Raw genomic sequence first — 22,392 nt, forward strand, 5'->3', positions numbered from 1 at the left:
CCCACCGTTCAGGCGGCTCGGTCGGTACGGATGGCAGCGTCGGCACGGAGGGCAGGGTCGGCGCGGAGGGCACCGTCGGCGAGCAGCAGTTGACGACGCCTGGCAAGACCGCCCCGAATACGGTGCAGGCGGAACGAGCCGGGCTTGTGCGCCTCTTCGGTCAGGTGGTCGGGGATGCCCTTGCAGATCAACTCCTTGATGCGGGCGCCCAGGCCGCCGCCGATGTGCAGCCAGACCGCCGTGTCGGACCTGTCGGCGAGCTGGTAGATGCCGGCGCTGCGACCCAGGCTGACGCACTGGGCGTAGAACGACTGGTGGAGGCTCTCCGGCTGCTCCCCCGCGAGGCGGCTGAGCACGGTGTCGGCGGCCCGTGCGCCCAGCGGCATCGCGTTCAGGCAGCTCATGCGCAGCGGCAGTCCGGACGGTGCCGCCGAGTCCCCGGCCGCGACGATGCGCGCGTCGTCCACGCTCGTCAGCGTCTCGTCCGTGAGCAGCCGACCCGCGGCATCGGTGCCGAGCCCACTGCGTACGGCCAGGTCGGGGACGCCGAAGCCGACGGTCCAGACGGTGACCTCGCTCGGCAGCTCACGGCCGTCGGCGAGCCGCACGGCGTCGCGGGTCACCGCCGTCACCTTCGCGTCGGAGCCGTCGATGACCGTCACACCGAGCTTGGCCAGCCGCTTGGCGACCGAGCGCCGGCCCCGGGTGTGCAGATACGGGCCGAGCACGCCGCCGCAGACCAGGGTCACGCTGCGGCCCTGCTCCGCCAGTTCGGCGGCGGTCTCGATGCCGGTGGGACCCGCGCCGACCACCTTCACGGGAGCCGTCGCGGAGGCGGCGTCGAGGACCGGGCGCAGCCGTTGCGCCTCCTCCAGGGTGGAGATCGGATAGGCGAACTCCACTGCCCCGGGCAGGCTCGGCCGGGCGCTGCCACTGCCCACGGCGTAGATCAAGTAGTCGTAGTCGAGCGTGCCGCCGGACGTCAGCGCCACGCTGCGCCCGGCCGCGTCGATCCGGGTGGCGGTGTCGACCACCAGCCGGGCCCCCTCGGCCAGCACGTCCCGGTAGGCGACGACCGCGGCGTCGGAGCCGCCCACCAGCTGGTGCAGACGGACCCGGTGGACGAAGTCCGGGCGCGGGTTGATCAGCGTGACGGTCACGTCGTCGCGCAGCGTCAGGCGGTTCGCGGCCATCACGCCCGCGTATCCGCCACCGATCACGACCACATGCGTGTTCCCGGTCTCAGTCATTGCGCTTCCTCCGATGTCGGGTGTTCGGCCTCAAGACACCGCGCCATGGGCGGCTGTGACAGTTCGTGAGCCAGATCACTTCGGAAGGGTGCCGCGGTGCTGCACAGGCCCCCGCGCACTAACCGCGGCCGGCGTCCTCGCACGCGGGGCAGGCCGGCCTGCCGTCGATCAGCACCCCGTTCTGCGACGCCGCTTCGCAGATGCCGGGGCGGTCGGGGTGGTTGGCCTGGCAGTGGCAGGTGCAGGTGTCTGTGACGGCTGCCAGGGAGGAGTCACGTTGGGGGGCCAGGCCCATACGGATGTCGTGGCAGTTGCGGCACATCGGTACGTGCCGGGGTTCGCCGGTGGGCGAGTTGAGCACGCCGGTGCAGCCTGGCTCGGCGCGACCGCCGCACGTCCCGGGGAACTCGGGGTGCGCGTCGCACGGACAGTGGCAGGCGTCGGGCCGGGGGTGTGGGGCGGAGGCCGGGAACTGCTCTGTGCTCGGCTGGGACTGTTCTGCGTTCGTCTGGAACTGCTCTGCGTTCGTGGCGGGTGCAGGCTTGGTCATACGTTCATTGTCCGGCCAAGCCGCGACCGATCGTCAGGCGAACCTGTGGTGGTCCCCCCGAAGGGGCTGCCGGCACGCGATCCCGGGTGGCCGGTGCGGTGCCCCCGCCCGCCCGCGCGGGGGCACCGCAGGGGTCAGGCGCCGGTTTCGGCCAGGATGGTGGCGCCCGTCCGGCACGCCATCGCCGCGGTCGTGATGACCTCCTCGTACAGCTCGTCGTCGAGCAGGACGGTGAGCCCGCAGGCGATCCCCCACGCGACGTGTGCGACGTCCTCACCGAGGGTCTGTTCCCGCTCGTGGAGCTCCCGGCCGAGGTAGTGGCTGTGGAGGTCCTGCGGGCCCTGGCTTTCCGCGCGCCGCCGCACCGCTTCGACGGCGCCCTCCGTGAACGTCCCGTAGTCGGTGTCGCCGAGCAGTCTGCGCAGTTGCTCGAGCTGGGCGTGCGCGGCACGCAGCCGCAGCGGCCAGTCCCGGCTGTTGCCGAACCGCTCTTCCATGGCCTGCGTCAAGTCGATCCGCCGGAACATCTCGTCGAGTGGGTCGTAGGTCATGATCTCTCGGTAGCGGTTGCCGGGGCCCGGGCGGCGAAGGCTCGCTGCGCGCTCCCCCGTGTGGCTGCACATCGACCGGTCGGACGGCGCGTGCCCGACCGCACACCTCACGCACCCACCTCGCGCCGCGCCTCGCATCCCGCCGCGAAGACCACCCGTTCGAGTCCATGACTAAGAATCATGTACATGACCATTGACGCGCTCATGGCATGGCAATAGCTTCCACGAAAGCGCTTTCCACCGGCAGATGCAAGGGACGGCCGTCCGGCTGGTTCATCATGCCGAACCGCCGCATCCTCACTTGATCTGGTCAGACGAGCCAATCAACCTGGAGACCCCCGATGCGAACAAGACCCATCACCGCGTGCGTCGGCTTACTCGCCGGCACGCTCGTCGCGCTGTCCGGCCAAGCCGCACAGGCCGCGCCCATCCTGTACGAGGCCGAGAACTCCCCCGCGGTCTGCACCGGCAGCGTCGACTCCGACTGGTCCGGCTACTCCGGCAGCGGCTTCTGCAACGCCACCAACGCGACCGGCGCCTACGTGCAGTTCACCGTGAACGCACCCGCCGCCGGCACCGCGACCCTGAAGGTCCGCTACGCCAACGGCACGACCGCGGCGCGGCCCGCGGACATCACGGTGAACGGCTCGACGGCCGCCTCGGCGTCGTTCGAGAACACCGGCGCGTGGGGGACGTGGGCGACGAAGACGTTCACGGTGCCGGTGAAGGCCGGCGCCAACACCGTCCGGCTCAACCCCACCTCCTCCGCGGGGCTGCCCAACATCGACTACCTCGACGCCGACGCGGGCGACGACACCACTCCCCCGCCCTCGGCCTCCGCGCTGTACGTGGCGCCGAACGGAACCGACGGCGCGAGCGGCACGCAGGCGGATCCCACCACGCTCACCTCCGCCATCACCCGCATCACCCCCGGCGGAACGATCTACCTGCGCGGCGGGACCTACCGCCACTCCCAGACGGTCACCATCCCGCAGGGCAACAACGGCACCGCGAGCGACCGCACCGAGCTGGCCGCCTACCCGGGTGAGACGCCGGTCCTGAACTTCTCGGCCCAGAGCGAGGACACGGCGAACCGCGGCCTCGCGGTCAACGGGTCGTACTGGCACGTCAAGGGCATCGTCGTCGAGCGGGCCGGTGACAACGGCATCTTCGTCGGCGGCAGCAACAACGTCTTCGAGCGCACGGTGACCCGCTACAACCGTGACACCGGCCTGCAGCTCTCCCGCATGCTCTCCAGCACCCCCAGCAGCCAGTGGCCGTCCAACAACCTCATCCTGAGCGCGGAGTCGCACGACAACGCCGACTCCGACGGGGAGGACGCCGACGGCTTCGCCGCGAAGCTCACGTCCGGACCCGGGAACGTCTTCCGCTACGCCGTGGCCCACAACAACATCGACGACGGCTGGGACCTCTACACCAAGTCGGACACCGGTCCCATCGGCGCGGTGACCATCGAGGACTCGCTCGCGCACGGCAACGGCACCCTCAGCGACGGCTCCCAGGCCGGAAACGGCGACCGCAACGGCTACAAGCTCGGCGGCGAGGACATCAAGGTCAACCACACCATCCGGCGCAACATCGCCTACAACAACGGCAAGCACGGGTTCACGTACAACAGGAACCTCGGGTCGATGGCGGTGTCGGACAACGTCAGCATCGACAATGACGAGCGCAACTACTCGTTCGACGGCGGCACTTCGGTGTTCCGGAACAACACGTCCTGCCGCAGCGGCAGCGGGACGAACGACAAGATCGTCGGCAACTCCGACAGCTCGAACCAGTTCTGGTCCGGCTCGAACGGCTCGCGCTGCTCCTCGTACTCCGGAGCGCTCAAGTGGTCGTACGCGGCGGACGGGCGACTCGTCGTGACCTTCGGCGGCAACGCGATCACCCCGTAACGACTGACGGGTGCCCCGCGTGTGCGACGTGGTCAGCGCACACGCGGGGCACCTGCGTGCTCAGGCGCCCGGCACCGAACCGGTGGCGAAGTACGGCTTGCAGACCGAGCCGGACCAGTCCGTCGCGATCTCAAGGAGCCTGTTGCCGTCGGCCGAGGGCAGCAGGCTGGAGCTGTAGTTGGGGCAGTAGTCGACGGTCGTCGACTCGACCGCCACGGGCGCCGGGATCTCCCGCCAACTCCCCGCGCCACCCGCACTGTTGACCCAGACGGTGCGTCCGCTTGCGGCTGCCTTGCTGCCGTCGCGGTTGTACATGACCTGGCCGACGAGGAAGAGCCTGCCCTTGGGGTTGCCCGCCTCCGGCGCCCACGCCAGGTTCGGCGCGTGCTTGAAGTACTTGCCGTCGGCGGTCTCCGGGCGGATGCCCAGGTAGGTGGGTGAGCCCCAGTTCCAGCCGTCGGAGGAGGTCCGGTAGTGCACGACGCACTGGAACTGGCCCGCGGCCGCGCAGATCTCGAACGACATGAAGTAGACCCCGTCGCCCATCTTGCGCACCACCGCCATGCCGGGCCGGTCCGAGGCAAGGGTGCTGGCGACGGTGTCGTGGTGGCCCGTCCAGGTCACCCCGTTCGCGGTACGGGCGGCCACCAGCTTCTGGCTGTGCCCGGCGTCGGTCTCGTCGGAGTAGTGCGCCACGAGCTGACCGGAGGCATCGACGGAGAACTCCGGCTCCCACAGCCCCTTGTCGTTCGACGCCGTGGCGATCGTGGAGAGGTAGCTCCAACTGCGGCCCACGTCCGTGCTCTTGAAGACCCGCAGGGCCATTCTCCGGTTCGGCTCGTCCTGCCCGACCGACGCTGCCCACAGCAGTGTCCCCGCGGGCAGTTTGCCGATGCGCCGCGGGAGTTCGTACAGCGTCGAGCAGCACAGCCCCTGCCCTCCCGCGGCCTCGGGGTCGCGCACCGTGCCGACCTCACGGAACGAAGCGCCCCCGTCCGTGCTCTCGTGGATGGCGCCCAGTCCGTTGTTCCCGTCGAACGTGACCACGGAGGCCAGAATGCGGCCGTTGGCATCGCCGTTGTGGGCGAGCCTGACGGCGCGCGGGTACAGACCGGTGCCGTCGCGCAGCAAGGTGCCGGTCGCGGCGTCGGCCGGCGTCCCGGACTGCGTGACGAACAGCGCCGCCACGAGGGCGAGCAGCAGGGGGATCAGTGCGGTGGGACGGAGGACACGTGGTCGTGCGGGGTGGTGCGCTGACATGGGCCTCTCCTGACTCTGCGGGGGTGGGGAGCGGACGTCGGGCTGTCGTCAGTTCTGTCGGGGGGCGAGCCGGATGACGTTCCAGGAGACCGGCGGCAGCTCGGCCGTCAGAGCGCCCTCGGCGGTGATGTGTGTCCCGGACGCGGGGCGCGGCACCACGCGGTCCGGCTCCGCCTCGGTGTTGACCGCGTCCGGGTCCTGGTCGGCCAGGACGAGGTGCTCCACGACGCGGTATTTGGCGGCTTCCCCGCGCAGCGCGGCCTCCAGGAGCAGTGGCTGCTCCTGGTCGCGGTTGACGGCCAGGACGGTGAGCGCGCCGGTCTCCTCGTCGTGCGTCACCACGGTGTCGAGCGCTGACACGTCCCCGTACTGCGGTGTGTCGATGCGCGGGCCGGTGGCCTCGGTGCGCAGGACGCGCCCGGTCGCGAAGCGGGCCGCCTGGGCGAAGGGGTGGAAGATGGTCTGGCGCCAGCTGGCGCCGCCGGGCTCGGTGCGGATGGGCGCGATGACGTTGACCAGCTGGGCCAGGCAGGCGATGGCCACCCGGTCGGCGTTGCGCAGCAGCGTGATGAGCAGCGAGCCGACCACGGCGGCATCCGTCAGGCTGTACGTGTCCTCGATGAGGCGGGGTGTCTCGGCGGTCTCCAGGTTGCGCTCACCGACGAAACGGGCCGCGTACCAGACGTTCCATTCGTCGAAGGAGAGTTTGATGTGCTTCTTGGCGCCGCGCACCGCCCGCACATGGTCGGCGGTCGAGACCACGTCGCGGATGTACTGGTCCATGTGCGCGCCCGAGGCGAGGAAGCTGGCGCGGTCGCCGTCGAACTCCTCGTAGTAGGCGTGCAGCGAGAGGTAGTCGACCTCGTCGTAGGTCTGCTCCAGGACCTCGCGCTCCCAGGTGCCGAAGGTCGGCATCCGCGAGTTGGAGCTGCCGCACGCGACGAGCTCGATGGACGGGTCGACCTGGCGCATCGCCTTGCCGGCCTCGGCCGCAAGGCGTCCGTACTCGGTGGCCGACTTGTGGCCCGTCTGCCACGGTCCGTCCATCTCGTTGCCCAGGCACCACAGCTTCACGCCGTGCGGGTCACTCACGCCGTGCTTGATGCGCAGGTCCGACCAGGCGGTGCCGCCCGGGTGGTTGCAGTACTCGACCAGGGCGCGGGCGGCGTCGATGCCGCGCGTCCCGAGGTTCACGGCCATCATGGGGTCGAGACCCAACTGGCGTGCCCAGCCGAGGAATTCGTTGGTGCCGACGCGGTTGGTCTCGATGGAGCGCCAGGCCAGGTCGAGGCGGCGCGGGCGGTCGGCGACCGGGCCGACGCCGTCCTCCCAGTGGTAGCCGGAGACGAAGTTGCCGCCGGGGTAGCGCACCAGGCCGGTGCCCAGTTCGCGGACCAGGTCGGCGACGTCACCGCGGAATCCGTCGGCGTCGGCGGTGGGGTGCTCGGGGTCGTGGATGCCGGTGTAGACGCAGCGTCCCATGTGCTCGACGAAGGTTCCGTACAGGCGCGGGTCGACGTCGCCGACGCTGAACTCGGGGTCGATGACGAACCGTGCGGTGTGCGGCATGTTCGGGTGCCTCTCTGTTGCATGAGCAGATGTGCGATGGGGCGGGGGCTCTTGGAAAGCGAGGGTTATTTGAGGCCGGTGCCTGCGATGCCCTCGACGATGCGGCGCTGGAACAGCGCGAAGACGGCGAGCAGCGGGATCGCGCCGAGCACGGCGGACGCCATGAGCTGGGCGTAGGGCACGCCGAACACGTCCTGCACGGAGGTGAGTCCGACGGGCAGCGTCATCATCTCGGGGTCGGTCACCACGAGCAGGGGCCACAGGAAGTTGTTCCAGACACCGACGAACACGAAGATCGTGACCGCGGAGACGGCCGGGCGGGAGATCGGCATCACGATCTGCCAGTAGGTGCGCAGCCAGCCCGCGCCGTCCGCGCGCGCCGCGTCGATCAGCTCCCGTGGGATTCCGTCGAAGAACTGCTTGAAGACGAACACGGCCACCACATTGGGGACTTGGGGCAGCACGACACCCCAGTAGGTGTTCAGCAGGCCCGCCGACTGGAGCGCGAGGAACTGCGGGATCATCAGGACCTGGTTCGGAATCATGATCCCGGCGAGCAGCATCACGAACGCGACGCGACGCAGCCGGAACCGGGTCTGCGACAGGGCGAACGCCGCGAGCGACGCCATGATCACCGTGAGGACCGTGGTGAGGGTCGAGGTGATGAAGCTGTTGGCGTACCAGTAGGGCAGCTTGCCCGCGTCGAAGATCTCTCCGTACGCGTCCAGGGTCGGATGCGCGGTGAACCACCCGGTGGGATGGGTGACGACCTCCTGTGCGGGGCGTACCGAGGTGGCCAGCGCCCACGCGAGCGGCACCAGCCACAGCAGCGCGAGGGCGATGAGCGTGCCGAGCGCCACCCGGTTGAAGAGGCGCTCCGAGTCGCGGCGCCGGCCCTGCGGGGCGGTGGTGTCGCGGCGATCCGTCTCGGGGCGTGTGGCGATCGCGGTCATGGTCAGCTCTCCTTCTCGGCGCGGCGTACGAGGGCGAACCAGACGAGCGAGACGAACAGGATCACCAGGAACAGCAGCAGCGACACGGTCGAGGCGTAGCCCACGCGGCCCTCGACGAAGCCGGTGTCGTAGATGAGCTGCAGTGAGGGGCGGGTGCTGCCGTCGGGGCCGCCGTTGGTCATCATGTAGATCTGGTCGAAGACCTTCAGCGAGGCGATGACCTGCAACACCGTCACCAGCGTCGTCGTACGTCCGAGCATCGGCACGACCACGTGCCGGATGCGCTGCCAGGGCCCGGCCCCGTCGATGGCCGCCGCCTCGTGGACCTCGCGGGGTACGTCCTGCAGGCCGGCGAGATAGAGCACGAAGTTGAAGCCGACGGTCCACCACACCGTGGCCGCGGCGATGGAGAGCATCGCCCAGTCCGGGTCGCCGAGCCAGGAGGGCGGGGTGTCGACGCCGAACCACTTCACCACCTCCTGGGCCAGACCCAGTTGGTCGGCGTAGATGAACATGAAGAGGAGCGAGACGACCGCGGACGGCAGCACGAACGGCGCGAAGAAGGCGAAGCGGAAGAACCAGCGGCCGCGCACGAAACGGTCGGCGAGCAGGGCGAACACCAGGCTGAGCACCACGAGCGGCACGGTCGTCAGGACCGTGAACCAGAGCGTGTTGCCCAGGGTGCGCCAGAACTCCGCGTCCCCGAGGACCGCCTTGTAGTTCGCGAGGCCCGCGAAGTCGCCGAGGCCGCTCTTGAGCAGGCTCGTCTCGAAGAACCCGGCGACCACGGTGTAGATCAGCGGCCCCACCAGAAACACCAGGTAGAAGAGGGCGAAGGGCAGGAGCATCCCCGGTCCTGCCCAGCGGTCGCTTCTGCTGGAGGCCGGGGAGGGAGCGGTGGTCGTGGCCACGGTTCGGCCTTTCGGTCAAGGCGTACGGGATCCAGGGGCGGGTGGAGCAAGAGGGGTCGAGCGGCAGCCGGGAGCGGCCCCGCTCATACAGGGGCGGGGCGCGAGGCCAGGGTCTGCAGCTCGCGGCGCAGCCGCGCGGCGCCTGCCGTGGGGCTTGCGTCACCGGTGAACACGGTGTTCACGACGTCGCCCACGACGGTCTGCATGGTGCCGCCCGCGCCGCCGTACCAGGCGACCGGGTCGTAGACCGCGCCGTCGGCGGCGGTGGCGTAGTGCGACTGCGGCTCAAGTTCCTTGTACGCGCGTGAACGCTGGGTCGGCAGCCAGGCCGGCACATGGCCGCCCTCCGCCCACAACTTGCTGGAGTGCAGCATCGACGCGGCGAACCCCAGGGAGAGGTCGAGGCGTTGGGCCTTGGCGGAGGGTGCCTTCGGCAGCACCAGGGCGTGCGAGTCGGCGGCGCAGGCGTAGGGCGCGTCCTTGAAGATGCGCGGCAGGGGCCGCATGTCGAACTTCACCTTCGCCGACCGGACCGCGAGGGCCTGCCAGACTCCGTCCATCAGGAATCCGGCCTTGCCGGTGGTCAGCAGGGTGATGGCCCCCTTGCCGTCGGCGTTGGCGGGGATCACCTTTTCCTGACTGAGGCGGCGGATGTAGGCGAGCGCCTCGGCCGCGGCGGCGGTGTCGATGACCACCCGCTTGCCCTGGTCGGCGACGAGATCCCCGCCGCCGACCTGCCGGTAGAGCGACCAGAAGATACGGAACTGCATCGAGGCCTCCTTGACCGAGGCGATCGAACCGCCCCAGGCGCCGGTGACCTCCTTCGCCGCACGCAGTGCGTCGATGAACGCGTCGGGCCCGTCGACATCCACCAACTGGCCCTGTTCGTCGAGCAGTCCGGCCTTCTCGGCGATGTCCGTGCGGAAGTAGAGCACGAAGGGGTGGGTGTCCAGCGGCACGGCGTGCGGCTTCCCGTTGAACTGGGACTTGCGCCACGGCCGTGCGTCGAACTTGTCCTCGGTAAGACCGTGCCGGGCCAGATCCTCGGGGTGCAGCTCGCTGAGCAGGCCGGCCTCGGCGAGTGTGGGCAGCTTCGACAGATGGATGACCGCGGCCTGCGGGGGCCGGTCGCCCAGCGTGGCCAGGGTGAGCTTCGTGTAATACGGGTTGCCCCACAGGAACGTCGCGGACCTCAGGTCCACCGAGCGGTGCGAGGCCCGGTAGACGTCCTGCATCGCCAGCATCCGCTCGCCGTCGCCGCCGGTGAACGGGTTCCAGAAGTTCAGCCGCGACGGCGAGGGCGCGCCGCCGGTGAACCCCTGCGCGAGGGTGCTGCCGCAACCGCCGACGGTGAGTGCGGCGGCGCCGGTCGCACCGAGCGCGAGCCCTCCGCGCAGCAGACGGCGGCGGGACGGGGCGGGCGGCGACGGGGGCGGTATGCGGTCCCGCATGGGCATGCGTCCTTCCACGGCGAACAAGGTGGGCAGGCAAGGCGAACAAGGCTGCTACGAGTACAACGTTGGAATACACACCGACAGCAACCGCACTTCGTGGCTGCCCGCTGCGTTTACAACGTTGTACTCAGCTGGCAATACGGCGTCAACACCTAGGCACGCATTACCTGTTCACGTAGTGGTTCTCATACGTCTCGTACATCGTCGACGTACATCGACTCCTCCGGGTTACAACGTTGGACCATGACGTACGCTGCTGCTGTCGGGGGAGGTCAGGGGGAGGGAGAAACACCGTGGCAGGCACTCGCCTGAAGGACGTCGCGGAGCGCGCCGGGGTATCGATCAAGACGGTGTCCAACGTCGTCCGGGGCGAGACCAGAGTCGCCGACCGGACACGCGAGCGCGTCCTGCGCGCCATCGCCGACCTCGACTACCAACCCAACGCCTCTGCACGCCACTTGCGCACCGGCCGCAGCGGCATCATCGCCCTCGCCGTGCCCGAACTCGTCGCGCCGTACTTCGCCGAACTGGCCGCGCAGGTCATCGCCGCCGCGAAGAAACGCGGCTGCACGGTACTCATCGAGGACACCGGCGGCAGCGCGGACGAGGAGCTGCGGATCGCCTCCGGGCTCAGCGACCCGCTCATCGACGGCGTCCTGCTCAGCCCGCTCCGCCTCGACGAACAGGTCCTGGCCGCCCGCGAACACCGCGTACCCCTCGTCCTCCTGGGCGAACAGTCGTACGAGATCCCCGCCGACCACGTCCTGATCGACAACTCGGCTGCGGCACGCGAGGCCACCGACCACCTCCTGTCCCTAGGCCGGCGCCGCGTCGCCGTCATCGGACAGCCCTCTGGTCCCTCCCACGCGACGACGGTCCAGCGCATGCACGGCTACCTGACCGCACTGCACGCGGCGGGCGTTCCGCACGACCCGCAACTCGCCCCGGACACACGGTCGTTCACCCGCGCCTCGGGAGCCGACGCGATGCGCGCGCTGCTCACCCTGGACGACCCGCCGGACGCCGTCTTCTGCTTCAACGACCTGCTGGCCTCCGGCGCACTGCGGGTGGCCCACGAGCACGGGCTGCGGGTCCCGCACGACCTGGCCGTCGTCGGCTTCGACGACGTGGAGGAATCCCGCTACGGCGTGCCCAGCCTGACCACCGTCGCCCCCGACAAACGAGGCATCGCGGAACTGGCCGTGGACGCCCTGCTCCGCAGGATCGACGCGGGCGCGATGGCACCCCACACGCGGCTCACCGCGGGATATGAACTGGTGGTGCGGGAAAGCACGCGCCCGAGCGGCTGAAGCAGCCCGCCGGGACTACCGCAGGCCGATCGCATGGCCAGATCCTCGGTGGCCAGATCCTTGCACTCCCTGGCCATCTGGCCACTCGTTTCCCACCTGATCGCGGCGCAGGATCGATGGCATGAAGATTCTTTGGGTATTCGCACACCCCGAACCGCAGTCCCTCAACGGCTCCCTGCGCGCCGACGGGATCCAGGAACTGCGCGACCTCGGGCACGAGGTCCGCGAGTCCGATCTCTACGCGATGGACTGGAAACCCGTGGTGGACTCCGCTGATTTCCACCGCGAGACGGTCGGCCGGCTGCTGGTCGGTGCCGCACAGGAGCATGCCTACGGCGCCGCCAAGCTGACGGACGACATCGCCGCCGAGCAGGAGAAGATCGCCTGGGCCGACGCGCTGGTGTTCCAGTTCCCGCTGTGGTGGTTCGGGCCGCCCGCCATCCTCAAGGGCTGGTTCGACCGGGTGCTCGTGCAGGGCTTCGCCTTCGGGCTCCAGGATCACGCGGGGCGGACCCTGCGCTACGGCGACGGCGGACTCGCCGGCAAGCGCGCCATGGTCATCACCACGGTCGGCGCACGGGAGTCGGGCTTCGGGCCGCGCGGGATCCACGGACAACTGGACGAGGTGCTGTTCCCCGTGCTGCACGGCACCTTCTGGTACACGGGGATGGACGCACTCCCGCCGTACGTCGTCTACGGAGCCGACCGCCTGGACGAAGCCGGCTACGGCGACCGCGCGGCCGAACTGCGCGAGCGCCTCCGCGCGCTGCCGGTCACCGAGCCGCTCCCGTACCGCCACGAGCACCGCGGCGACTACGACGACGCACTCGTCCTGCACCCCGGAATCGAACCCGGCCTCACCGGCATCGCGGCCCACCGCACACGCACCTGAGGGCGCCGACACCGCCCTCCCTGACGCTGCCTCTCACCCTCGGATGCGTTCGATCATCTGCCGCATGACGTCAACGGGTAGGGCCGGATGCTGGGCCGCGTCCTGTGCGGTGTCCTTGTCGCCGAGGAGTCGCACCAGCACCTGTGCGGGCAGCCCCGGGTGCCGGGCGGCAGCGTGCCGTACGGAACCCTCCGGGTCGTCGAGCAGCCGTATCGCCGACACCGCCGTGAGGCGGGGGTCGGTGGCCGCTCGGCGGCGCACTTCCTCGCTGGGATCGCGGCTGAACCGCTCCACCAGCTCAAGCGTCGACTCCGGGTCGTCCAGGGCCAGTTGACGCATGCGGGGGTTCGTGTCGTCGGCGTGCCGCAGCAGGTCCCCGCGAGGGAAGTTGGGGTGCCCACGCGGGCGGTCGGGAGCGCTGAGGCTGCCGGTCCACCACTGCCATACCCCCAGGAGCATGTCGGCGGGCGCGTCGTCACAGGATTCGGCGAGGAAGAGGCGTACGACACGATCCTCGTCCTCGGCCAGGGTCTCGACGACGTCCGGTGGGAGGTGGCGGGCGCGGGCGACGCTTCTGCGCACGAGGGGGTGGGTGGAGGCGGCGAGGCGGCGCATGGCGGCGGGGTCGTGATGAAGCGCCCTGACCCAGCCGAGCGCGTGGTGGTGGCCGCCCGGATCGAAGGTGATGGGGATGGCCGCCCTTTGCTCCTCGGTGAGGTCGGCGCGCGTGGCCACCACACCGCGCACACCCTCGTCGGAGTCCTGGGCGAGCAGAGCGACCAGGTCAGAGTCCAGGCGCGGATTGCATGCGAGGGAGCCCCGCTGGTCCACATCGCCGTGGTGGACCAGACGTTCGGCCAGCTTACGCTCCAGCAAGCAGCTCTCCAACGCGCGGGCCGGGAGCCCCTCGCCTTCGAAGACCGCCCTGGACAGAGGGTGATCCTGGTGGTGACACAGCAACGCCGTGACGCGGACCGTGCCGTCGGGGTCGCCCAGGAGCTTGCGCCGGGCCGACTCGTCGAGGTGGGGCCATGCCTGACGGCAGGCGGCGGCGCGTACGGCCGGCTCAGGATCGGCGGCCAAGGCGGTCAGGAGGCGTACGGGAAGTCCGGCGAGACGCGCGGCCTCCTCGCGGACCTGGGCGGAGGGGTCGGCGGCGAGTGCCTGGTACGCGGTGTCGTCGAGTTCGTCGTTCCGGTCCGCCGCGATCATGGTGAGGATCCACCGACGCCGGGAGTCCTCCTCGCCCAGGATCAGCCGGGAGCGCTGGTCGGCCGTGAGGCCCGGATGCACCTCGGCCAGCCACTCCCGCACTTTGAGGTCCGGATGGACGAGGGCCGCCTCGACGACCGAGGTCGGCAGCCGACGCCACGGCAGATGACGTGAGAGTCCGAGCAGGTCGCCCAGCAGATCGTCGGGGGTGGCCGCGTTGCGGGCCAGCCCATGCGCCCACTCCTGCCGCACTTCCGCCGAAGGCCCCGGCGCCCGGAACAGCGAGGCCCAGGCCGCCGCCCGCTCGTGCGGCGTCTCCCGCGCCTGCGCCTCGGCAGCCGCCTCCTGCCGCTCTCGTACGCCGCTCATCGCAATGAACTGGAGGCCGGACTCCCCGGAGATCACCCCGAGCAGGGCGTTGCCGTCCAAGGAGAGCGCAACGAACCCCGGGCTCCTCCCCACCGCGTGCCCCGCAACCGCGGCAAGGCTCCAGTTCGCGCTGAGCCGTACCCGCGTCCAGCGCCGGGACGCGCAGCACATCCGCTCCGACGCGACAGCGAGCAGGAAGACACCGTCCTCGTCGACGATGCCGAGGTCGACGGCGAGCCGATGCCACTGCGCGTCCACCTCGATACCCGCGTCAGGGCCCTCTCCCTTGACGGGAACAATGCCCCGGGTCTCGCCCGCATGGACCCACCGCCACGCGGACTGAGGTGGCAGCACATTGCCGCCGCGCCCGTCCCCCACGACATCCCACCCGACGCGGCGCAACCACTCCCCGAGTTCGTCTCCCCCACACGTCATGGGACGTCATCCTGCCGCACCCACTACGTTCGACGACCATGCAGCTCTTCGGCCCCGATGTCCTCGCCCTCACCGACCGCCTCACCGACGCCTACGTCGAGGTCTTCACCGCCCCGCCTTGGGAGCACAGGGACCCCGCCGCCACCGGGAAGGCGTTCCGCGAGCGTCTGGAGACCGACACGCGACGCCCGGGTTTCCGTGCCGCCCTCGCCCTGTCACCTGACGGCGAGGTCGACGGCTTCGTCACCGGATGGATCACGCAGGCCCCATTCCCCGCCGACCGCGCCTACGGCAAGGTGACGCGGCTGCTCGGTGCCGATCGTGTGGACGAGCTGTTGGTGGGAGCTTTCGAGATCGACGAACTGGGGGTACGAGCGGCTGTTCGTGGCACGGGGCTGGGGCGGCAGTTGTTGTCCGCGCTGACCACCCCCGCCGCCGTTCCCGGCGGGCGGGCCTGGTTGCTGACGTGGGATCAGGCCCACGAGACGCTCGCGTTCTACCGCCGCCTCGGCTGGCGCGAGCCGAAGCCTCTGCCGGGTCCCGACACCGACGTCGTCGTGTTCCTGTCCCCGCCGGGACCCGCGTCCAGCGCCGCGAGCAGCGCGTAGGCGCATCGCGTCAGAAGGGTTGGGTCGGCCGGGGCCACCTCCTGGAACTCCAGATACGCCGTGCCGAAGGGGTTGCGGTAGAGGGGGTTCATCGCTCGGGGAGCCGCCCACGAAGTCCCGCGCGGGGTCGAAGGCGACTCCGGCGGTGAAGTACAGCTCGTCGCCGTCGTACCCGACGGTCATCTGCGCTTCCGCGTAACCGTCGTCGTAGAGGGTGAAGTCCGGTTCGCCCGACCCTCGTTCGAGGGTGTCAAGGATTCCTTCGGCAAGCGCGCGCACGTCGGCGGGACGCGCGACGCCCAGTAGATGGAGGCCCAGCTCGATGAGCCAGGTGCCCTGCGGTGTGCCCTGTTGAGTGCCCTGTTGAGTGACCTGTGGGAGGTGGTGCCGCACGGCGAAGCGGACCGGCTCGCCTCTCAGGTCCGCGAGCCCCGGGAACTCCGCGACGACCACGCTCGCATCCCGCAGCGCCTCTTTGGGCCGGGGCCCAAAGGTCACCCGGACATCCCCGTCAAGTATGCGTCCACCATGGCGATCTGCCGCTCCGCGGGAAACTCCCGGGGAGCGAACAGTGCCTGGACCACCAGGCCCAGCACGAAGCTCTGGGCCGCGGCGGCGGTGTCCTCGGGCCTTGCGCCTGGCGGCAGTTCCCCCGACTCCTGGGCTTGCGCGATGTGCCCGGCCATCCGTTCGCGCGCCCGGCGGTAGCGCTCGGCGTGCTCCTGGGCCAGCTCCGGGTCGGCGAGCGCGACGTCCCAGGAGGCCACCCAGATGCGGTTGCTCGCGGCACTTTCGGCGTCCAGCGGGAGGATGTCGAGCAGCGTCGCCCGCAGCATCACCATGCCGGACGCCTCCCCGGCCCGCTCCGCCGCGGGGCGCGGGCGGTCGGCCGAGTGCCGGTCGAGCACCTCGAGGGCGTGCCTCAGCAGCGCGCGCTTGCTGGGGAAATAGTGCGTGAGCAGGCCGGTGGTGGCCCCCATCTCCGCGGCGACGGCACGCAAGGTGAGGCCGCCGAAGCCATGGGCGGCCAGCACTCGCCAGACCGCCTGGGAAACCTCGGTCCTGCGGGCGTCATGGTCGGTACGGGCCGGCGGCGTCATAGCCGCTAGAGTACATACCCAACGTTCGTTACGTACCTGGTCGCGTCGGCCCGACGCCTGCGCGCGGCCGCCCGGACAACCGCATAGGACCAGCCATGTACGCCATATCGCTGACCGAGAATGCCGAGCTCCGCATGCTGGAGCCCTGGCAGGACGCCGAGTTCCTGGCCCACATCGACCGGGCCCGCGCCAACACCGACCCGTGGATCCCCTGGGCCTCGCGCTCCACCGACCTGGAATCCGCCCGCGCCACCCTCCAGAAGTACGCGGACAAGCAGGCCGCCGACGCCGGTCGGATCTATGGGATCTGGCGGGACGGCGTCCTGATCGGCGGCGTGATGTTCGTGCAGTTCGACGCCAAGGCAGGCACCTGCGAGATCGGCGTGTGGGCGGAGCCCGCGGGCGAAGGTCACGGCCTCATCAGCGCTGCGGTCCGGCACTTGATCTCGTACGCGTTCGGCGAGCGCGGCTTGCGCCGCGTCGAGTGGTGGAACAGCGCCGGAAACGCCCGCAGCCGGGCGGTCGCCCAGCGCATGGGCATGCACCTGGACGGCACGCTGCGCGAGCAGTCGCTTTACAAGGGCGTCCGCCACGACATGGAGATCTGGTCCCTGCTGGCGCACGAGTGGCGAGGCAAAGAGGGCGAAGAAGACGGTGGGGTCGGCGAGGGCGTGGCCACTCAGCAGGGCGCGGCCTGACGCGCGCCTCAGGCCGCCAGGCGTTCCGCGATCAGGAGCACGCCGATCACGATCATGGCGGCGCCCGAGACGCGGGTGACGGCACGCGCGGCCGCGGGGCGCGCCCGCAGGATGGTGCGGGCCAGTACGCCCACGCTCAGATAGATCGCGGCGCAGCTGACCGTGTGGACCAGGCCGAGCGTGCCGATCTGGGCCGCCAGCGGCCAGCTGCCGTGCGGGGCGGTGAACTGCGGCAGCAGGGCCAGGAAGAGCAACAGCGCCTTGGGGTTGAGGCCGCTGATCCCCACCCCCCTGAGCACCCGGGCCCCGACCGCCGCACCGTCCCCCTCCTCCGACGCGGTCCCGGCGACGGCGGGCCGGGCCAACGTGGTGGCACCGAGCCACACCAAGTAGAGGGCGCCCAGCAGGGTCAGGGCGGTGAGGACGGACGGCGTACTCGCCACCACCGCCGCCACCCCGGCGGCGACCACGGCGGTCAGTGCGAGGTAGCCGAGCAGCAGGCCGCCGACGGCCGGGACCACGGACCGATCGCGTAGCCCGGCGTTGATCGCATAGGCCCAGTCCGCTCCCGGCACGAGGATGAGCAGGACTGAGACCGCCCAGAAGGCGGTGATGGAGCTGACGGCCACGACGTACTTCTCCCTCTCAAACAGGTTCCGAGTAGGAGATTAGTTCCGAAGAGCCCAAAGGTGTTTCTAAGTATTGCCAGGTCAGACGCGTGCCGTGGCAGAATCTTCCCCATGGATGATGTGGACAGGAAGATTCTTGCGGAGCTCCAGGACGACGGCCGTCTGACGGTCACGGAACTGGCGGCCCGCGTGCGGCTGAGCCTCTCCCCCTGCCACCGCCGACTGCGCGAACTCGAACGCAGCGGAGCCATCCGCGGATACCGCGCGATCCTGGACGCGGGCGTCGTCGGTCTGAGCTTCGAGGCGCTGGTCTTCGTCACCATGCGCCAGGAGGACCGCGACACCGTCTCCGCCTTCGAGCACGCCCTCACCGAGATCCCCGAGATCCTGCAGGCCGAGCGCCTCTTCGGGGATCCCGACTACCTCGTACGCATCGTCAGCAGGGATCTGCCCGCCTTCCAGCGGCTCTACGACGACAAGCTGGCCACCTTGCCGGGCGTGCAGCGCCTGAGCTCCACGCTCGTCATGAAGCACGTGGTGAACGAGCGCGCGCTGCCCCTGTGAGCACCGGCAACGGTTCCGCGGTGGGGGTCATGGCTCACGTCCTGACGAAGGTTCCCCCGTCCGCCGGGTGTCCGCGGGCGGTCCCAGCGCCCCCGGTGTGCAGCCGGCGAACGCCAGGATGTCGCGATGCAGGTGGGACTGGTCGGCGTAGCCACACGCCACGGCGACCTCGACCGCGTCACGGCCCGCCGCGAGGCCGCGGACGGCGCGGTCGAAGCGTACGAGCATCGCGGCGCGCTTGGGCGTCAGGCCGACCTGGGCGGTGAACCTCGACCACAGGCGCTTGCGGCTCCACCCGCACGAGGCCGCCAGGTCAGCGACCCGCACCTGGCCCCGGCTGGACACGATGCGCTCCCAGCTGGCGATGACCTCCCCGTCCATCGACGGCGCCGACGCGTGGCGGCGTGCCAGGAACGCGTGCATCAGGGCGAAGCGGTCGTCCCACTCGGCGGCGCACGTCAACTGCTCGCGCAGGCGCGGCTCATGGCGCCCCCACAGCTCCTCCAGGCCGAAGACCCGACCGTCCAGCTCGGCGGGCGGGACGCCGAGCAGCGAGTAGGCGCTCACCGGAGACATGTGTACCTCCACGCAGTCCACGCGCTCGGCGCGGATGCGGGTCTCCCCCGGCGCGAGACCGGCGGCGAGACTCCTCAACGCCCGGCTGCCGCCCCTGTTCTCGACGGCCAGGGCGTTGTCCCCGAGTTCGACGACCACCGTCACGATGGGCTGCGGGATGACCCGCATGTCCAGGCCGCCCGCCGACCGGTCACGAAAGCCGGCGAGCAGCACGCCGTCGAGCGGCGCCGCGTGACGCGGGAAAGCGACTTCCCACCCGCGCATGCGGTCGCCCTCGTGCAGAACCACGTCCACGCCGTCCAAGGTACCGGCTCAACTCCCGCAGGGCCCGGCCGCCTTGACCCCTCCCTCTCCTGCCGCGCTCACCACTCGGCGAACGAGCCGTCCTCGTGCCGCCACATAGGGTTGTGCCAGTCGGCCTCGCTGTCGTCGGCCGCCCGCACCGCCGCCTCGTCGATCTCGATGCCGAGCCCAGGCCCGGTCGGGCGCAGGATGTGCCCCTGATGGAAGCGGAACACCTCGGTGTCGGCGAGATAGGAGAGGACATCGGCACCCTTGTTGTAGTGAATGCCGATCGACTGTTCCTGGATGAGGAAGTTGGGGACGCTGACCGCGATCTGGAGGCTGGCGGCCAGCGCCACGGGGCCCAGCGGACAGTGCGGGGCGATGAGAGTGTCGAAGGTCTCGGCGAGGGAGGCGATGCGGCGGACCTCGGAGATGCCGCCCGCGTGGGACAGGTCGGGCTGCAGGACCGCGACGCCCGCCTGGAGGGCGGGCAGCACGTCCTGCCGCGAGTACAGGCGCTCGCCGGTGGCGATCGGCACGGGTGAGGAGTTGACCAGGGCGGGCAGCAGGTGCCCGTACTCGGGCAGGAGTGGTTCCTCGACGAACATCGGCGCGAGCGGGGCCAGGTGCGGCAGCAACTGACGGGCGTTCGCGGCGTGGAAACGGCCGTGGAAGTCCAACGCGAAGTCCCTGCGAGGGCCGAGGACTTCGCGGGCCGCGGCGGCACGGGTGACGATCTCGTCGATGTCGGCGACGGTGGCAAGACGGTTCATGCGCCCGCTCGCGTTCATCTTCACCGCGGTGAAGCCCGCCTCGACCTGTGCCGTCACCTGCTCGGTGATGTGGGCGGGGCTGTCCCCGCCCACCCAGCTGTAGGCCCGTACGCGCTCGCGGACCGGACCGCCAAGAAGGACGTGCGCGGGTACGCCGAGCCGCTTGCCCGCGATGTCCCACAGCGCCTGGTCGAGCCCGGCAACCGCACTGGAGAGGACCGGGCCGCCCCGGTAGAACGACCCCTTCGTCATCACCTGCCAGTGGTCCTCGATGCCCGAGGGGTCCTTGCCGATGAGCAGTTCGGCCAACTCGCCGACAGCCGTACGGACGGTTGCCGCGCGTCCCTCGACCACCGGTTCACCCCACCCGACCACTCCCTCGTCGGTCTCCACGCGGCAGAGCAGCCAGCGCGGCGGCACCGCGAACGTCTCGACCCGGGTGATCTTCATCGGATGAACCTCCTTGTGCGCTAGTGCGCTTGTGCGCCTGTACGGCACGGCAGATGACGGTCAGAGGGGGTGGGGTGGCGCGGGCGTTGGGTCAGGCGGACGTCTTGTACACGCTCCAGCCGCCGTCCACCACGAGGCTGGCCCCGGTGACGAAGGACGCCTCATCGCTCAGCAGGAACGCGGCGCTCGCCGCGACCTCGTCCGGGCGGCCGAGGCGGCCCGCGGGCGTCTGCTCGATGCTGCGCGCCCGGTCGTCCGCGCCGATCGAGTCCCAGGCCCGGGTCAGGATGGGGCCCGGCAGAAGAGCGTTGACCCGTACGACGGGCGCGTACTCCACCGCCAGCTGGCGCGCGAGTCCGGTCAGGCCCGCCTTCGCCGCCGCGTAGGCGGGCCGGCCGGGCAGGCCCATGACGGCGTGCACGGACGAGACGAAGACGATCGCGCCGTGCGTGGCACGCAGGTCGTCCAGACAGGCCCGTACGCCGAGGAACGCGCCGGTCAGCATGACCGACAACTGCAGGTTCCAGTCCGCCGGTTCGATCGCGTCGGCAGCGCCTCCGCGCACCGCGTAGGCGTTGCTGAGCAGGCCGGAAACCGGGCCGAAGCGGGTGCGGGCGACCGTCACGGCGCGCGCCCAGGACTCCTCGTCCGCCACATCACACGCCTCGAAGACCGCACGTCCACCGCTCTCGCGGATGGCCCGTGCGGTGCGTTCCCCCTCCTCGACGTCCACGTCGGCGATGACCACCCCGGCCCCCTCGGCCGCGAGACGCCGGGCGGTCGCCGCGCCGATCCCGTGAGCTCCTCCGCTGACGACGACGCAACGGTCGACGAAGCGCCGACCGGGACTCGCCGCCGCGCCGGTCGCGCTGTCCGAGGCGGGGACGGGGACGGGTACCCCGGGCTCGGGCGGCGCCCCGCCCGAGCCCGACCACTGCGAGGGCTCCCCTGGCTCCGGCTCCGACTCCGGCTCCGACTCCGGCTCCGGCTCCGGCTCCGGTTCCGGCTCCGGCTCCGGCTCCGGCTCCGGCTCCGGCTCCCGCGCACCCAACGACTCAGCGCCCACAGGCAACTCAACTCCCGCCCCTCGCACGGCAGACACGTCACAACAACATCAGGCACCTCCCCGCCAACACCCTCTCCCTAACCCCTCCCTGGCCCCGCCTTACGCGGGCCCAACCGCGGAACGAAAGGCGGTGGACGAGGCCGTGCCCCGTGCTGGACGATCACTGGGTGAAGCGACTCATCGATCTCGACCAGGCAGCCGCGCAGATCAGTGCCCGCCGCCGACAGTGGACTGCCGCAGGCCTCGTCGTCGGGCCGGTCACGTGGCGGGACGAGGCAGCGGCCTGGCCGCAACGGCTGGAGACGAGCCGCTCAGAGGTACGGGACCCGGACTCCGTCGGCATCCACGTCACCGGCCCCCAGGACGCCGAACTCCTCGTGGTCCTGTACCGGGGCGGCTGGGCTGACGTGGACTTCATCGCGGCCCTCGACACGAACGAGGAGCCGGTGTGCGAGGGCCCTGAAGTCCTTTCGCCGCAGGTGTTCGGTCAGCTCCTTGACGGCTATGTGCTGCGGGCGTTCGGAGTTCGGTGTTCGGTGAGTCACGGATTCCCGTGGAAAGAAGTCGCGGAGCGAGCGTTCGCGGAGGCCAGGTTCAGCGTGCCAGTCGACGCGGTGGGTGTGGCCGCCGCGGAACGGCGGCTGGGGAGCTCACTGCCCGCGGACCTCGTGAGCCTGCTGCAGGAGACCGACGGCATCGTGGGGCACTACGGCACGGACACCGTCTGGCCTCTGGAACGGATCGTCGAGGACAATCTGCGCTTCTGGTCGGACAGTTCTTTCGCCGACCTCTACATGCCCTTCGACGCGCTCCTCTTCTTCGGTGACAACGGCGGAGGCGATCAGTTCGCGTTCGTGCGGAAGCCGGCGCGCGCCGACATCTTCGTCTGGCAGCACGAGGACGACAGCCGCCGCTGGGTCGCCCGGGATCTGACGGACTACCTGAAGCGGTCGCTCACGGACGGGGAAGACAACTGGTACGAGTAGGCGTGCGCACGAGGCCAGGCGA

21 protein-coding genes are annotated in these 22,392 nt (G+C 70.5%); 7 read left to right on the forward strand and 14 right to left on the reverse strand.

The features are described from left to right. Positions 1 to 8 precede the first annotated feature (8 nt). From AB0I66_RS07715 to AB0I66_RS07725, 3 genes are all read right to left on the reverse strand, one after another. Entirely contained in the window at positions 9 to 1,250 is a 1,242-nt protein-coding gene (locus AB0I66_RS07715) for an FAD-dependent oxidoreductase (protein WP_363206856.1), read from the reverse strand. A gap of 118 nt (positions 1,251 to 1,368) precedes the next feature. Then, complete coding sequence (locus tag AB0I66_RS07720) at positions 1,369 to 1,800, reverse strand: hypothetical protein (protein WP_363206857.1); 432 nt, start codon at positions 1,798 to 1,800, stop codon at positions 1,369 to 1,371. 134 nt (positions 1,801 to 1,934) lie between these two features. Next, complete coding sequence (locus AB0I66_RS07725) at positions 1,935 to 2,351, reverse strand: hypothetical protein (protein WP_363206858.1); 417 nt, start codon at positions 2,349 to 2,351, stop codon at positions 1,935 to 1,937. 341 nt (positions 2,352 to 2,692) lie between these two features. On the opposite strand from AB0I66_RS07725, the gene AB0I66_RS07730 reads away from it, so the two are divergent. Next, positions 2,693 to 4,270: a carbohydrate-binding protein gene (locus AB0I66_RS07730; RefSeq protein WP_363206859.1), complete on the forward strand. Its 1,578-nt coding sequence runs from the start codon at positions 2,693 to 2,695 to the stop codon at positions 4,268 to 4,270. 60 nt (positions 4,271 to 4,330) lie between these two features. Here the strand turns inward: AB0I66_RS07730 and AB0I66_RS07735 are convergent, their stop codons facing one another. The 5 genes from AB0I66_RS07735 to AB0I66_RS07755 all read right to left on the reverse strand — a co-directional run bounded on the left by AB0I66_RS07735 (position 4,331) and on the right by AB0I66_RS07755 (position 10,414). Further along, complete coding sequence (locus tag AB0I66_RS07735; RefSeq protein WP_363206860.1) at positions 4,331 to 5,530, reverse strand: sialidase family protein; 1,200 nt, start codon at positions 5,528 to 5,530, stop codon at positions 4,331 to 4,333. Between the two features lie 48 nt (positions 5,531 to 5,578). After that, positions 5,579 to 7,099: an alpha-N-arabinofuranosidase gene (locus AB0I66_RS07740; protein WP_363206861.1), complete on the reverse strand. Its 1,521-nt coding sequence runs from the start codon at positions 7,097 to 7,099 to the stop codon at positions 5,579 to 5,581. A gap of 65 nt (positions 7,100 to 7,164) precedes the next feature. Next, positions 7,165 to 8,052, reverse strand: coding sequence for a carbohydrate ABC transporter permease (locus AB0I66_RS07745; RefSeq protein WP_363206862.1), 888 nt, complete (start codon positions 8,050 to 8,052; stop codon positions 7,165 to 7,167). Between the two features lie 2 nt (positions 8,053 to 8,054). Then, positions 8,055 to 8,963: a sugar ABC transporter permease gene (locus AB0I66_RS07750; protein WP_363206863.1), complete on the reverse strand. Its 909-nt coding sequence runs from the start codon at positions 8,961 to 8,963 to the stop codon at positions 8,055 to 8,057. Between the two features lie 83 nt (positions 8,964 to 9,046). Further along, positions 9,047 to 10,414, reverse strand: a complete 1,368-nt coding sequence (locus AB0I66_RS07755) for an extracellular solute-binding protein (protein WP_363206864.1) — start codon at positions 10,412 to 10,414, stop codon at positions 9,047 to 9,049. Positions 10,415 to 10,710: 296 nt separating this feature from the next. Between AB0I66_RS07755 and AB0I66_RS07760 the strand changes: the two genes are divergently transcribed. Both AB0I66_RS07760 and AB0I66_RS07765 read left to right on the forward strand, forming a co-directional pair. After that, positions 10,711 to 11,727, forward strand: coding sequence for a LacI family DNA-binding transcriptional regulator (locus tag AB0I66_RS07760; RefSeq protein ID WP_363206865.1), 1,017 nt, complete (start codon positions 10,711 to 10,713; stop codon positions 11,725 to 11,727). Between the two features lie 121 nt (positions 11,728 to 11,848). Continuing rightward, the gene (locus AB0I66_RS07765) at positions 11,849 to 12,619 is read left to right on the forward strand and encodes an NAD(P)H-dependent oxidoreductase (RefSeq protein ID WP_363206866.1); all 771 of its coding nucleotides are present in this window, start codon (positions 11,849 to 11,851) and stop codon (positions 12,617 to 12,619) included. Between the two features lie 33 nt (positions 12,620 to 12,652). Here AB0I66_RS07765 and AB0I66_RS07770 read toward each other — a convergent pair whose 3' ends face one another. Continuing rightward, a complete protein-coding gene (locus tag AB0I66_RS07770) occupies positions 12,653 to 14,635 on the reverse strand; it encodes a PE-PGRS family protein (protein WP_363206867.1) in 1,983 nt (660 codons plus the stop codon). A gap of 38 nt (positions 14,636 to 14,673) precedes the next feature. On the opposite strand from AB0I66_RS07770, the gene AB0I66_RS07775 reads away from it, so the two are divergent. Further along, entirely contained in the window at positions 14,674 to 15,243 is a 570-nt protein-coding gene (locus AB0I66_RS07775; RefSeq protein WP_363206868.1) for a GNAT family N-acetyltransferase, read from the forward strand. A gap of 494 nt (positions 15,244 to 15,737) precedes the next feature. On the opposite strand, the gene AB0I66_RS07780 is transcribed toward AB0I66_RS07775, so the two are convergent. Next, positions 15,738 to 16,343, reverse strand: coding sequence for a TetR family transcriptional regulator C-terminal domain-containing protein (locus AB0I66_RS07780; RefSeq protein ID WP_363206869.1), 606 nt, complete (start codon positions 16,341 to 16,343; stop codon positions 15,738 to 15,740). A 95-nt stretch (positions 16,344 to 16,438) separates the two neighbouring features. Here AB0I66_RS07780 and AB0I66_RS07785 point away from each other — a divergent pair, with 95 nt between their 5' ends. Next, on the forward strand, positions 16,439 to 17,041 hold the full coding sequence (locus AB0I66_RS07785) for a GNAT family protein (RefSeq protein WP_363206870.1): 603 nt from the start codon (positions 16,439 to 16,441) through the stop codon (positions 17,039 to 17,041). An 8-nt stretch (positions 17,042 to 17,049) separates the two neighbouring features. On the opposite strand, the gene AB0I66_RS07790 is transcribed toward AB0I66_RS07785, so the two are convergent. Continuing rightward, complete coding sequence (locus AB0I66_RS07790) at positions 17,050 to 17,670, reverse strand: LysE family transporter (RefSeq protein ID WP_363206871.1); 621 nt, start codon at positions 17,668 to 17,670, stop codon at positions 17,050 to 17,052. 111 nt (positions 17,671 to 17,781) lie between these two features. Between AB0I66_RS07790 and AB0I66_RS07795 the strand changes: the two genes are divergently transcribed. Next, entirely contained in the window at positions 17,782 to 18,234 is a 453-nt protein-coding gene (locus AB0I66_RS07795) for an Lrp/AsnC family transcriptional regulator (RefSeq protein WP_363206872.1), read from the forward strand. A gap of 27 nt (positions 18,235 to 18,261) precedes the next feature. On the opposite strand, the gene AB0I66_RS07800 is transcribed toward AB0I66_RS07795, so the two are convergent. The 3 genes from AB0I66_RS07800 to AB0I66_RS07810 all read right to left on the reverse strand — a co-directional run bounded on the left by AB0I66_RS07800 (position 18,262) and on the right by AB0I66_RS07810 (position 21,384). Beyond that, the gene (locus tag AB0I66_RS07800; protein WP_363206873.1) at positions 18,262 to 19,104 is read right to left on the reverse strand and encodes a helix-turn-helix domain-containing protein; all 843 of its coding nucleotides are present in this window, start codon (positions 19,102 to 19,104) and stop codon (positions 18,262 to 18,264) included. A 68-nt stretch (positions 19,105 to 19,172) separates the two neighbouring features. Further along, positions 19,173 to 20,318: a galactonate dehydratase gene (dgoD, locus tag AB0I66_RS07805; protein ID WP_363206874.1), complete on the reverse strand. Its 1,146-nt coding sequence runs from the start codon at positions 20,316 to 20,318 to the stop codon at positions 19,173 to 19,175. Positions 20,319 to 20,409: 91 nt separating this feature from the next. Then, on the reverse strand, positions 20,410 to 21,384 hold the full coding sequence (locus AB0I66_RS07810; RefSeq protein WP_363207834.1) for an SDR family NAD(P)-dependent oxidoreductase: 975 nt from the start codon (positions 21,382 to 21,384) through the stop codon (positions 20,410 to 20,412). A gap of 167 nt (positions 21,385 to 21,551) precedes the next feature. Between AB0I66_RS07810 and AB0I66_RS07815 the strand changes: the two genes are divergently transcribed. Next, on the forward strand, positions 21,552 to 22,370 hold the full coding sequence (locus AB0I66_RS07815; RefSeq protein WP_363206875.1) for an SMI1/KNR4 family protein: 819 nt from the start codon (positions 21,552 to 21,554) through the stop codon (positions 22,368 to 22,370). The last annotated feature ends 22 nt before the right edge of the window (positions 22,371 to 22,392 follow it).

The sequence above is a fragment of the Streptomyces sp. NPDC050439 genome, from assembly GCF_040655335.1.
Lineage (GTDB): Bacteria > Actinomycetota > Actinomycetes > Streptomycetales > Streptomycetaceae > Streptomyces.